The sequence below is a fragment of the Paraburkholderia sp. Ac-20347 genome (assembly GCF_017104805.1).
GTDB lineage: Bacteria > Pseudomonadota > Gammaproteobacteria > Burkholderiales > Burkholderiaceae > Paraburkholderia > Paraburkholderia tropica.
On sequence record NZ_JAAGPN010000257.1, the window covers coordinates 1 to 11,482 of the forward strand.

Annotated in this window: 13 protein-coding genes; 7 read left to right on the forward strand and 6 right to left on the reverse strand. The window is 66.7% G+C overall.

The features are described 5' to 3' along the window. The 4 genes from G3N97_RS31410 to G3N97_RS31425 form a co-directional block, all read right to left on the reverse strand. On the reverse strand, positions 1–181 hold a 181-nt coding region (locus tag G3N97_RS31410; protein WP_205996841.1), incomplete at its 3' end, for a hypothetical protein. 97 nt (positions 182–278) lie between these two features. Then, positions 279–1,307: an SMC-Scp complex subunit ScpB gene (scpB, locus tag G3N97_RS39720; RefSeq protein WP_241030944.1), complete on the reverse strand. Its 1,029-nt coding sequence runs from the start codon at positions 1,305–1,307 to the stop codon at positions 279–281. A 324-nt stretch (positions 1,308–1,631) separates the two neighbouring features. Then, positions 1,632–2,909 (reverse strand): pyridoxal phosphate-dependent aminotransferase, encoded by a 1,278-nt coding sequence (locus G3N97_RS31420; RefSeq protein ID WP_205996842.1) that lies wholly within the window; start codon positions 2,907–2,909, stop codon positions 1,632–1,634. A 138-nt stretch (positions 2,910–3,047) separates the two neighbouring features. Continuing rightward, on the reverse strand, positions 3,048–3,971 hold the full coding sequence (locus tag G3N97_RS31425; protein WP_205996843.1) for a LysR family transcriptional regulator: 924 nt from the start codon (positions 3,969–3,971) through the stop codon (positions 3,048–3,050). Positions 3,972–4,407: 436 nt separating this feature from the next. Between G3N97_RS31425 and G3N97_RS31430 the strand changes: the two genes are divergently transcribed. Both G3N97_RS31430 and G3N97_RS31435 read left to right on the forward strand, forming a co-directional pair. Further along, positions 4,408–4,809: a transposase gene (locus tag G3N97_RS31430; RefSeq protein ID WP_027818239.1), complete on the forward strand. Its 402-nt coding sequence runs from the start codon at positions 4,408–4,410 to the stop codon at positions 4,807–4,809. Between the two features lie 357 nt (positions 4,810–5,166). Continuing rightward, the gene (locus G3N97_RS31435; RefSeq protein WP_241030945.1) at positions 5,167–5,466 is read left to right on the forward strand and encodes a hypothetical protein; all 300 of its coding nucleotides are present in this window, start codon (positions 5,167–5,169) and stop codon (positions 5,464–5,466) included. Positions 5,467–5,800: 334 nt separating this feature from the next. Here G3N97_RS31435 and G3N97_RS31440 read toward each other — a convergent pair whose 3' ends face one another. Beyond that, positions 5,801–6,118: a hypothetical protein gene (locus G3N97_RS31440; protein WP_065061221.1), complete on the reverse strand. Its 318-nt coding sequence runs from the start codon at positions 6,116–6,118 to the stop codon at positions 5,801–5,803. A 312-nt stretch (positions 6,119–6,430) separates the two neighbouring features. Between G3N97_RS31440 and G3N97_RS31445 the strand changes: the two genes are divergently transcribed. The 3 genes from G3N97_RS31445 to G3N97_RS31455 all read left to right on the forward strand — a co-directional run bounded on the left by G3N97_RS31445 (position 6,431) and on the right by G3N97_RS31455 (position 8,085). After that, complete coding sequence (locus tag G3N97_RS31445; RefSeq protein WP_346778151.1) at positions 6,431–7,129, forward strand: YdcF family protein; 699 nt, start codon at positions 6,431–6,433, stop codon at positions 7,127–7,129. Positions 7,130–7,300: 171 nt separating this feature from the next. After that, complete coding sequence (locus G3N97_RS31450; protein ID WP_205996844.1) at positions 7,301–7,537, forward strand: hypothetical protein; 237 nt, start codon at positions 7,301–7,303, stop codon at positions 7,535–7,537. Positions 7,538–7,824: 287 nt separating this feature from the next. Beyond that, complete coding sequence (locus G3N97_RS31455; protein WP_205996845.1) at positions 7,825–8,085, forward strand: DNA-binding protein; 261 nt, start codon at positions 7,825–7,827, stop codon at positions 8,083–8,085. 109 nt (positions 8,086–8,194) lie between these two features. Here the strand turns inward: G3N97_RS31455 and arfB are convergent, their stop codons facing one another. Next, positions 8,195–8,599, reverse strand: coding sequence for an alternative ribosome rescue aminoacyl-tRNA hydrolase ArfB (gene arfB, locus G3N97_RS31460; RefSeq protein ID WP_065061218.1), 405 nt, complete (start codon positions 8,597–8,599; stop codon positions 8,195–8,197). Between the two features lie 199 nt (positions 8,600–8,798). Between arfB and G3N97_RS31465 the strand changes: the two genes are divergently transcribed. Together G3N97_RS31465 and G3N97_RS31470 are read left to right on the forward strand one after the other, a co-directional pair. Further along, a complete protein-coding gene (locus G3N97_RS31465) occupies positions 8,799–9,452 on the forward strand; it encodes a VC0807 family protein (RefSeq protein WP_205996846.1) in 654 nt (217 codons plus the stop codon). Positions 9,453–9,633: 181 nt separating this feature from the next. Next, the coding region (locus G3N97_RS31470; protein ID WP_205996847.1) for an FUSC family membrane protein at positions 9,634–11,482 on the forward strand (1,849 nt) is incomplete at its 3' end.

Consider the following 11,482-nt stretch of genomic DNA (forward strand, 5'->3'; position numbering starts at 1 on the left):
CGATCAGGCTACGCGGACCGCGGCGCAGGCCACGGCGCGGACGGTCCTCGCCGTCGGCCGAACCTTCGCCCGCGTGCGGCGCGGCGCTTTCGGCCGAGCGCGAGTCGTCGTCGCGCGTGGAGGACGCGCGACGCGCGGATTCGGACGCGTCGGCCGAATCGGTGTCGTGGATATCAGTCAAAACAACCTCGAAATGTCAGGTTGCGCGCCCGGCTGCGGGGGCGCGTCAAAAGTGTTCTTGCGTCAGACGCCGCGCGAGGCGGCTACGTTGTCCGTCCTCAGACGGGGTCGTCCTGCGCCGCGTCGCGGCGGTCTTCGTTTTCTTCTTCGGGCGTGCCGGCAAGGTGGCCGGCTGGCTCCGTGATGTGCGCGTCGGCGCGATCCGCGTGGACGGACGGCGTGTGCGCCGCGTGTTCGTCCAAGGCATCGACGATGACGTCTTCTGCGTCGGCACCGGCTTCATCCGCATGCGCCGCGCTTTCCATGCCGTCCGCGCCGGCTTGTGCTTCGGCCACGGCGTGGTCGCTGACCGGCGCGTCCTGATGCGCCTCCGCGATGACTTCCACGACCGCTTCTACTCCCGCCTCTACTCCCGTTTCTGCGCGGACGTCGACGATCGTTTCCACGCCGTCGAGCGTGCCGTCCTGCACGGACGCATCGGCCATGCCCGTTGCGTCCGCCGCTGCGGCCTGCGCCGCCTCGCCTTCGGGCGCGCCCGCGGCGATCAGCTGGGCCACTTCGCTGTCCGGAAACTCGATCGCATGCTGCGCGAGCAACTGTTCGCCGAGCTGATTCGACGGATCGTCGAGCGGCGGCAGTTCTTCAAGCGACTTCAGGCCGAGATCGTCGAGAAACTGACGCGTCGTGGCATAAAGCGCGGGACGTCCGGGTACGTCCCGATGACCGATGACTTCGATCCAGTTACGGTCTTCGAGCTGTTTGACGACCTGCGTATTGACGGTCACCCCGCGAATCTCTTCGATATCGCCGCGCGTTACCGGCTGCCGGTACGCGATGATCGCGAGCGTCTCGAGCACCGCGCGCGAATAACGCGGCGGCTTTTCGGGATGCAGGCGGTCGAGGTAAGTGCGCATGGCCGGCTTGCTCTGAAAGCGCCAGCCGGACGCGAGGCCCACCAGTTCGACGCCACGCCCGGACCAGTCGTGACGCAGGTCTTCGAGCAGGTTACGGACCGTGTCGGCCGAAATATCGTCGGCAAACAGTTTGCGCAGATCGCCGATTTTCAGCGGCTCCTGCGTGCAGATCAATGCAGTCTCGAGGACGATTTTCGCCTCTTGGGTATTCATGCAGCCAGCTCAGACCCTAAGTAAGGTAAATCAGGTTCAAGGAACCGGATCAGACAGACAGAGACGATGTGGAACTGGAGACGCGCTCGCCCGATTCTGATCGGTCATATTGATGGGAGCACGCACCGGGGGGCCGCAAACAACGCAGAAGCAGGCAAAGTGCCAGACCCAGCCGGACGGAGCAGCGAAATTCCCGCAGGGAATCGCGTGACTGAGCGCCATCTTACGCAAAAACGCCGGGTGCGTAAAGACGGCTTCAGGCGCGTTTTAACCCGTTTGCGTCAATAGCGCTTCAAGCGATGCGACACGCATGACCGTGCAATTTCAGCGTGCGCCCCGCTGATCGGCGCCGCGCTCCAGATACCGCGCGAGCCGTTCGACGCCCGCGTCGAGCCGCGCCGGATCGCAGGCGTAGCACCAGCGCACGAAACCCTCGCCCTGCGGGCCGAACGCGCTGCCCGGGGCGAGCCCGAGCCCCGCCTCGCGCACCAGCGACTTGCACAGGTCGAGGCTGTGCTCGGCGCCCGCGAGCCGGAAGAACAGATACATCGCGCCATGCGGCACCTTCACGTCCACGCCGGGCAGCCGCGCGAGCGCCGCCGCGAGGTGATCGCGCGACGCACGCAGATCGGCGACCAGCGCGCGCGTCGAGGCCTCGCCCTGCTCGACGGCGACGATGCCCGCCTGCTGCACGAACGACGGCGCGCACGAGGTGTTGTACTCGACCAGCTTGCCCAGATCGTCCATCAGGGCGCGCGGGGCGACCATCCAGCCGAGCCGCCAGCCGGTCATCAGCCACGCCTTCGAGAACGAATTCACGCAGATCAGGCGTTCGTCGCGCGAAGCCAGATCGAGAAACGACGGCGCGGCGAGTTCGCCCGCTTCGCCGTAGTAGAGCCGCTCGTAGACTTCATCGGCGACGATCCAGATGCCGTGGCGGCGGCAATGCGCCAGCACGGCCTGCTGCTCGTCGCGCGTCATCACCCAGCCGGTCGGGTTGTTCGGCGAGTTGATCATCAGCATCTTCGTGCCGGGCGTCAGCGCCGCGAGCAGCGCGTCGAGATCGAGCGTCCAGCCGCACTCGCCGTAGCCGAGCGACACCGTTTCGACCGAAGCGCCCAGAATCTTCGGAATCTCGACGAGATTCGGCCACAGCGGCGTGACCGCCACGACGCGGTCGCCCGCGCCCACCACCAGTTGCGCCGCGAGCATCAGCGCGTTCACGCCGGCGCTCGTCACCGCGATGTTGTCGGCGGACGTCGGGCCATGCAGCGCGCTCACGTAGCGCGCCAGCGCTTCACGCAGCGGCGCGATGCCGAGGTTGTGCGTGTAGAAGGTGTCGCCGCGCGTGAGCGCCTGCGCGGCGGCCTCGCGGATGAACGCCGGCGTCGTGCGGTCCGACTCGCCGAACCAGAACGGCAGGACGTCCGCGACGCCGAAGCCCGCGTTGGCCACTTCGCGGATCTGCGAGGAGCGCAGCGCGCGCACGGCGTCGCGCGCGAGGCTCGGTTCGGCGGAGGCGGCTGATGTGGCGGGCGCGGCAGGTACGTTGGGCGGGGAGTCAGGCGAAACCGAAGCGGACGACGGGGACGAAGCGGACATCGAGCCTTCCTTGGCGGGTTGAAAGCGGACCCGGCGCGAGCAGCCGGACGCGAACCGGACGCGGCAGCGGGTAAAGCTCGACAGTGTAGCGCGCGATTTTTTTGAACGACGCCGCGATCCACGCCGTTTTCGGCGCCGCTATCCCGCCTGGCGCGACGCCTCCGGGCGGGCGTCGAGTTCGCGGATCAGCGTCCAGACAGCCTCGGCGGCGGGCGACAGCGAGCGCTCGCGCCGCCGCACGAGTTCGACGGTGCGCTCGGCGCGCGGCACGAGCGGGCGCGCCACCAGCGACGAACCCGACGGCACCGGCAGCGCAAGCCAGGGCAGCACGCTCACGCCCACGCCGGCCTCGACGAGTCCGAACACCGTCGCCGGATGGCCGAGCTCCTGCACGACGCGCGCGTGCACGCCCTGCTCGCGCATCACCGCGTCGATCAGCGGACGGCTGCCCGACGCATGATCGAGCATCACGAGCCGCTCGCCGTCGAGCGCCAGCCAGTTCACCTCGTCGCGCTGCGCGAGCGCATGATCGTCGCGCACCACGACGCAGAACGAGTCGGTCGTCAGCAGCTCGGTCTCCAGATCGTCGGCGACCGGCTGGCCGCCGAGCGGGCCAATGATCACGCCGAAATCCACCTCGCCCGAACGCACCTTGCGCACCACGTCGCTCTGCACATCGTCGCGCAGGCCCAGCGTCACATACGGAAAACGCCGCCCGCACGCCGCCACCACCTCGGGCATCAGGCGGCACGCGACCGTCGGGCTCGCCGCCACCACCACGCGGCCGCGCCGCTGCTCGCCGATTTCGCGGATCTCGCGCAGCGCGTCGTCGAGGTCGCCGATCAGGCGCGGAATGCTCGCGATCAGATTCGCGCCGACGTCGGTGAGCTGCACCTCGCGCGTCGTGCGATCGACGAGCTTCACGCCCATCTCCGCTTCCAGTTCGCGCACGCAACGACTCACCGCCGACTGCGTCAGGCCGATTTCGTCCCCCGCGCGGCTAAAGCTGTGCAGGCGCGCGACTTCGATGAACACCCGCAACTGCCGCAACGTCACATTCATCTATCCGCCTCATCAATCATTCGTATTCATGCAATTTTATGACAGCTTCGGCGAGGCGCGCCGATCATTACCGTCGTGTGAATCTCACAGTCCATTGTTCGACGCAGTGCAGCAATCCGCCTGGATCGCACGCCTGGAGGGCTTGTTTGCACAAGATTGGTGATTCTCCCGATTTCCCGACGATGCGTTTTCGAGTCTCATACGCCCCTGGCAAGCACCCGCGCGGGCTTGATGCCACGCGGCTTCGAGACGAAAGCGTGCGAGCTGGCACGCTTCTCGCATTAAGGCAGACACAGGATCGGCGGACGGTCCGTCGCTTTTCGAGACTAGCCCGTCCACAACCGATTCCGCCTGGTACTCCGCCAACCGGCCGGAAGTACATGAAGAGTGCGCAGCGCGGGGCAGCGCACCGGAGATAGCTTCGCTGAGGTGAAACATGATGCTGTTCGACGATTTGAGAGACAACGAGTGGGCGCTGGTCGAGGCATTGTTCTGTGCAGAACCGGCACGTAGCGAACGACGCGGACGGCCTCGCGTCGAGGCGCGTGCAGTGGTCAACGCAGTGCTGTGGGTGCTGTCGACCGGTGAAGGCTGGTCCAAGCTGCCGGGCCGCTACCCCTCGCCGCCTACCTGCCGCCGCCGTTTCGACGAGTGGCAAGCCGACGGCACGCTCGCCGAGATCGTGAAGCGCCTGGGCACGAGCGGCCGCGAAATTTCGCTGCGCGGCCGGATTGGCGCCACCGCCACGAAGCCGCCGGCGCCGCCGAGCCGCGATCGTCTGCGCGGCGCGTTCTGGACCAACCCGGAGTCGTGGCGCGCGCCCGTCAAGATGGCTTGAGCGCACGCTGAGCCCGCCTGCCGGGACCTGACCGGCACGACCTCCCGCTTTCTCCCGCCGGACGCCACGCGCGTCCGGCGATTCATCCGCACCGGCGCCTGCCGCCGCGGACTTCCTGCCTGAAACGCGACGTCGCGACTGCATCGAACCTGTTCGCTGCGGTGGATGGCGCTCGTCCCTCGCCTGCGCCTGCTTCGACGATCAACGCGCTCTCGCGCACCCTCACGCGCCTTGCACGCCCGAAATCGGTGCGCGCGAAACATCTCTTTACCAATATTTACAGCACGCTTTCGCCGCTGACGTTAGCGTAGGAGCATGTCTACAAACGTCAACAGCCCGTTCTGACGGGAGGCTGCCATGAAATCCATGATTCTGCGCAATCGGGGCGTCATGGTTTCGCTGTCCGCCCTTGCTCTGCTCGCGCCGCTGGTGTCGACGACGCTTTCGTTGACCGCCACGGCCCAGCCACCGCGTCCCGGCGAAGCCAGTTGGGGGATGTCGCGCACCGGCGCACACGCCTGGCCGCCGGAAGCCGGCGGCGTGCCCGAGCGCGTCAACGAACCCGTACCGCGCGGCGACCTGCGCGGCGATATTGCCGACAACGCCCGCCGCAGCGGGCCATCGCGCCCCACGCAGTCGGCTGATTCGCGCCGCTGAACGGATCGCGCGCCCGTCTGCAAGCGCGACGGAAAAGACGCCAGGAAAGATGTCAGGAAAGCGCGCATGAGCATTTCGCGCACCCGGCGCGTCAAAGCTTGCTCGAAGCAGGGAACCTCTTGTGCCCGAAACCGGTCTACTTCCATGCCATTAAGCACAGCGTGGCAGCAGTAATTCCGGTAAGCCCGTATCTTTCGATGCGGGCTTTTTTTTGGCTGGGTAAAAACAGGAACGCCGGAGAACGGGGACGCGGAAGACGGCGCGCTGTGCCTGGACTGTGCCGCAGTCGCGCCCGAGCGGGCAAACAGCGTTGCCCGAAGGCGTGCGCCCGACGCTAGGAGCGCACTTCGGCGGCGGACGATTGCGGCGCGCTCTCGTCGACGTAATCGGCCATGCGCTGATCGGTCCAGTGGAGCGTGCGCTCGTCGCGGGCGAGGCGCGCGAATTCGGCGCGGCCGCGATCGGTCAGCACGGCGATGTCGACGGGAGCGTGAAAGCCGGGCGCCGGCGCGACGGTGCGCTGCCGCACGGTATCCATGAGGCCGAGGTTGCGCAGATATTGAAAGACTTCGGGACGGCGCGCCCACGGGACCTGCCGATACTGCACCCGCCGCAGCGCTTCGAGTACTGCTTCGTTGGAATACGTGGTCATCTCACTTCTTTCTTAAAATGCAGTCCTGCGGCAATCCCGCCTGCTGCGGCGCGAAACAGGCGCGCTGCGAGGCATGTGGCCGCGCGCGCCGCCGTGCCTTGCGCCGTGGCACGGACTGCAGGTTATTCGGGCCCCCGCGGAAAGCATCAGCCGCACGCGGTCCGAAGCCGCTGGCCCTTGCTTCCGGCGTGCCTGACGCGGCTGCCGCAGTCGCGGCGCACGCGCGCAATGCACGCTTCATCCCGAAAACAATACGTTACCTCATTCAAATTGATACTAATCGGATTATTTTTCCTATTTGTTGCGCTATTCGTGCTGTGGCGCAACGGACGCCGACTTGTCGCAGGCGCCGCCGTCGTCCTGTTCGGACTCCTCGCGACCGGCTGGCTCGCGCTGCCGCTCGTCAACCTGGCGCAGCCCTCGTCCTATCGTACTCCCTACGATCCGGCCGCGACGCCGCTTGAGGCATTCGGCGCGCGCACCGCGATCGTCATGCTTGGCGGCGGCACCGAAACCGGCGACGACGGCACACTCGTGCCCAAGCACGACGTCTACGCGCGCATCGCGCTCGCCGCCTCGCTCGACGCACGCTGCCGGGTGGCCGGACGCGTCTGCCGCGTGATCGTGAGCGGCGGCAATCCGCAACGCCACGCCGCCAGCGAAGCCGACACCTACGCGCCCCTGCTGCTGCGCGCCGGCGTGCCGCCCGCCGATCTCGTGCTGGAAAACCGCAGCCTGACGACGTGGGAAAACGCCCGCAACGTCGCGCCGATCGTGCACGCCGAGCGCGCGGATACGCTCTTCCTTGTAACCTCCGCTTATCACATGCCGCGCGCGATGCTCGATTTCCACCGCTTCGAGATGGAACCGTCGCCGGCCGTCTCCAGCGTGCGCCATGTGCGCGCGGGCCTGCGGCCGCGCCTGACGAATCTCCAGGCCGCGGAGGTCGCGCTGCACGAATTGATTGGGATTGCGCAGTTTTATGTCTATCGGATGATCGGCTGGTTCTAGCGCCTGCCCGCGTCGCGAAGGCCATGCGGCAGCAAGTGCAACATTGTGTAACAGATGCGCGCACGCTTTATGCGATGTCATCTGGAGCGACAACTTCGTCGTTAGAATGACATGCCAATCCTGCTCGGCAGGCTCCGGCTGGGTCCATAAACCACTCCTTTGGAGGTCGTGATGAAAAAAGTGTCCCTCGCAGTCCTGGTTTCGCTGTCCGCGCTGACGGGCGCCGCCTACGCACAAACGGAGAACGGCATCACGATGAGCACGGACCCCGCCCGGGCCGCCGACGTCGAGCAACGCGCGCAAGATCTGCAGTCGCGCCAGCAGGCCGCGGCCCAGTCAGAGTCCGAAGCGCCGATGAAGCACCACAAGAAGGGTGCGCATCCGCACCACAAGAAGCCGGCGCAGTAATGCGCGCGGCGGGCCGCGCGGTCGCGTAGTTCGCAGCCCGGTTCGCCGCCGCCCTGGCCGGCAAATCGCACGGGTGCCAAGCGTGGCGCACTGCCGGGCGATGGCCAGACAACGCGGCGCGCGGGCCGCCAGCCAGACAATCGAGCCGAAGCCGGTCATCCGGCCTCGGCTTTTTTCATGGGCCGAACGCCAATCGGCCAGCGAACCGGCCCGCGCGCGGGTTATGCTAAAGTCGCGCACCTCGAATTCACCCACTGTTAGTGCGCCACACGCGCGGAGAAAAAACGATGAGCAACATCCAGCTCGACATCGAATGGACCGAAGCGGCATCCCGCAAGATCGAAAAGCTGATGCCGCGCGGCAAAGGCACCGAGGCTTTCCTCGCGCTGCCCCCGATCGAATGCATGCCGATGGAAGGCGACGTGCTGTTCCTCGGCCCGGACGGCAAGCAGCAGCCGTTCATCGTTGCCGAACGTCAGTATCACCATGAAGGCGACGCCGACTGGACCATCGTCCTGATTCTCGACGTGCCCAGCACGGCGCACTGATCGCCGGTCCGGCAGGTCCAGACGCTCGACGGGCGGCCCTTTGCGGCCGCCCGTTTCGTTTTCAGCCTTTAGTTTTCGCCCTGTGAGCGCTGACGCCTAAGAGCGCGCCTCACTCCTGCACGCGCCGCCGCCCTTCCTTGACGTCGCCGCGTCGCGACTTGCCGTCGAGACGACGCTGCTTCGACGCGCGCGTGGGCCGCGTCGCCACGCGTGCCTTGCGCGTGACGCTCACACTGTCGATGAGCGCTTCGAGCCGCTCGAGCGCGGCGGCGCGATTCTGCTCCTGCGTGCGGAATTCCTGAGATTTGATGACGACCACGCCCTCGTGCGTGACGCGCCGGTCCGAGATCGCGAGCAGCCGCATCTTGAGCACGTCGGGCAGCGACGAGGCGCGGATGTCGAAACGCAGGTGGATGGCGCTCGACACCTTGTTCACGTTCTGCCCGCCCGCGCCCTGCGCCCGGACGGCGGTGAGTTCGATTTCGTGGAGCGGGACAGGTGGACGGGGAAACATGGCAGTCGGTCGGGGATGAGCCCGCCAGTTTCGCATACGCAGGCGCCCGCGATGCGATCCCGCGCAACCCCGAGCCCTGCGCCGCCCGATTCAGGCACACGATATGCGGTCCGCCAAACCGATGCCGGTGCAGCACGCGTTGCCGACCACCGGGCATTTGCCGCATACTTTCCGCAACCCTCCAAGGAGCACGCACCTCATGAAGCTGCGTCCAGCATTCGTCGCCGAACTGGCGGTCAATCTGCTGCTGCCCTGGGTCGCTTACCGGCTCGCCCAACCGTACTGGGGCGAAATCGGCGGCCTGATTGCCTCAGCCATTCCCCCGCTCGCCTGGAGCGCCGTCGAACTCGTCCGCTTCCGGCGCATCGACGCACTCTCGGCCGTCATTCTGCTCGGCATCGTTCTCTCGCTCGCGGCCATGGCCTTCGGCGGCGGCACGCGCGCGCTGCTGATGCGCGAGAGCCTCGCGTCCGGCGCGATCGGCGTGGCCTTCCTCGGTTCGCTGTTCGCGCGCCGCCCGCTGGTGTTCTATCTGACGCGCGCCACGGTCGCGCGAGAAACGCGCGAAGGCGTCGCGCGGCTCGAACTGCTGTGGAGCGAAAACCGCAGCTTCGCCGCCGCGATGCGCCTGCTCACGCTCGTCTGGGGCGCGGGGCTGTGCGCCGACGCGGCGCTGCGCACCTGGCTCGCGGCGACCTGGCCGATCGAACGCTTCCTGGTGGTCTCGCCGATCCTCGGCTACGTGGTGTTCGGCTTGCTGCTCGCGTGGACCTTCTGGTATCGCACGCGCATGCGCCGTATCCGCGGCACGCATGGACTGCTCGGCGATGCGTCGAGCCTGAGCGTCGATTAGTTCGCGTCTGCGTCTTCATCGTTCCTCGACGAAGCCTCGCTCGATGCGCCATCCCGTCGACGCGCGCGCATGCGTCGCGGGAAAGCCCGCATACAGAGACGGGCAGATCGCGCCCGAAATCCGATAAACTCAGCGCCACAGTCCGCGGCGCCCAGCCGCATTCGAACACCACCGGCAGTCGATGCGCTACTCCGTAGAAATCAGGAAATTCCTCTATAGCCAGTACTTCTACGGCGGTCTGCGCATCGCGGTCGGCATTTCGCTGCCGGCCATCCTGTGCCTGTTCGTTCTCGACAAGAGCGACCTCGGCTTCACGATTTCGACCGGCGCGCTCGGCGCCTGCGTGGTCGACATGCCCGGCCCGCTCAAGTACAAGCGCAACGAGATGCTCGCGTGCAGCGTGATCGGTTTTCTGTCCGCGTACGCCACGGGGCTCGCCACCTTCAGCCCGATCGCGCTCTGGGCCACCGTCGTGCCGCTCACCTTCGTGCTCTCGCTGATCGTGGTCTACGGCAACCGCTGGCCGCAGATCAGCTTCGCCACGCTGTTCATGATGGTGATGACGCTCGAGGAGCATTTCACGCCGCATCAGGCGCTCGTCAACGCGTTGTGGATTCTGCTGGGCGGCCTCTGGTACACGGGCTGGTCCACGCTCGTGAGCCGTCTCATGCTCGATCGCATCGAGCAGCAGGCGCTCGCCGAAAGCGTGTTCGCCTGCGCCGACTATCTGCTCGCGCGCGCGCAGTTCTACGACCTCGACAACGATCTCGACGAGTGCTATCGCAATCTCGTCGCCAAGCAGATCGCGGCGGTCGAGCGCCAGGACGCGGCGCGCGACATCGTCCTGCGCAACCTGCCCAAGCTACGCAGCGGAAGGATCGACGCGCGCCGGGCGATGCACTTCAACCTCTTCATCAACACGGTCGATCTGCACGAGCTGTTCGTGGGCGCACACACCGACTACCCGCTCGTGCGCAACACCTTCGGCGGCTCCGATCTGCTGGTGTTCTATCGCGACCTGATCCGCAAGGCCGCCGCCGATCTCGAAGACATCGGCCTCGCGGTGCTGCAGAACGAAGCGCCGCGCGCGAACGTCAACGTGAAGGCCGAACTGCGCGCGATCGAATACGAACTCGAGCTGCTCAAGAAGCGCGATCTGCCCGCGAAAGACCCCGAAGCGTACGCGGCGATCTCGGCCTCGTTCCGCCGCATCTGGAGCGCCACGCGTCTGATCGACCGCATGCGCCGCAGCCTCGCGAGCGAAGTGCCGACCACCGAAACCGAAGTGCGGATCGACGAGGCGCTCACGCGTTTCGTGACGAACCGGCGCGTCTCGTGGCTGCAGATCTTCTCGAACCTGACGATGGCGTCGCCGAGCTTTCGCCATGCGCTGCGCGTGACGATCGCCGTGGCCGTGGGCTTCTGGCTCGGACGCCTGCTGCCGCTCACGAACGCGTACTGGATCGTGATGACGAGCATCATCATTCTGAAGCCCGGCTACTCGCTCACGCGCCAGCGCAACGCGCAGCGTATCGTCGGCACGCTGATCGGCTGCGTGGCCAGCATCGCGCTGATCCTGCTCGTGAAGCAGCCGCTCGTGCTGCTCGTTTCGATGTTCGCGGCGATGGTGATGAGCTACAGCCTGCTGCTGTTCAACTACACGGCGAGTGTCGTTTTCACCTCGGCTTATGTGCTGCTGATGTTCCATCTGCTCGCGCCGGGCAGCATGCGCATCATCGGCGAGCGCGCCATCGACACGGTGGTGGGCTGCATGATCGCGATCGGCGCGAGCCATCTGTTCCCGTACTGGGAATATCGCCTGATGGGCAAGCTCGTGCACGACATGATCGCGGCGACGCGCGGCTATCTGGAAGCCAGCTGGTGGCGCAGCGCGCGCAAGGCTGCGCCGCAACCGGCCTTCGCGGGCGGCATGCTGACGGAGGCGTCGGCGCGCGTGGCGTCGGTCGCGACGGGCGGCAATGCGTCGGGTGCGAGCAACGCGCAAGCGTCGGAAGCGCTCGTGCTGGACG

What these genes read in the sequence shown, in the direction of transcription:
- arfB (WP_065061218.1), bottom strand. Translation starts at nt 8,599, where the DNA reads ATGTTTCCCCGTCCACCTGTCCCGCTCCACGAAATCGAACTCACCGCC.
- G3N97_RS31450 (WP_205996844.1), top strand. Translation starts at nt 7,301, where the DNA reads ATGAAAAAAGTGTCCCTCGCAGTCCTGGTTTCGCTGTCCGCGCTGACG.
- G3N97_RS31430 (WP_027818239.1), top strand. Translation starts at nt 4,408, where the DNA reads ATGATGCTGTTCGACGATTTGAGAGACAACGAGTGGGCGCTGGTCGAG.
- G3N97_RS31465 (WP_205996846.1), top strand. Translation starts at nt 8,799, where the DNA reads ATGAAGCTGCGTCCAGCATTCGTCGCCGAACTGGCGGTCAATCTGCTG.
- G3N97_RS31440 (WP_065061221.1), bottom strand. Translation starts at nt 6,118, where the DNA reads ATGACCACGTATTCCAACGAAGCAGTACTCGAAGCGCTGCGGCGGGTG.
- G3N97_RS31435 (WP_241030945.1), top strand. Translation starts at nt 5,167, where the DNA reads ATGAAATCCATGATTCTGCGCAATCGGGGCGTCATGGTTTCGCTGTCC.
- G3N97_RS31420 (WP_205996842.1), bottom strand. Translation starts at nt 2,909, where the DNA reads ATGTCCGCTTCGTCCCCGTCGTCCGCTTCGGTTTCGCCTGACTCCCCG.
- G3N97_RS31425 (WP_205996843.1), bottom strand. Translation starts at nt 3,971, where the DNA reads ATGAATGTGACGTTGCGGCAGTTGCGGGTGTTCATCGAAGTCGCGCGC.
- G3N97_RS31455 (WP_205996845.1), top strand. Translation starts at nt 7,825, where the DNA reads ATGAGCAACATCCAGCTCGACATCGAATGGACCGAAGCGGCATCCCGC.
- scpB (WP_241030944.1), bottom strand. Translation starts at nt 1,307, where the DNA reads ATGAATACCCAAGAGGCGAAAATCGTCCTCGAGACTGCATTGATCTGC.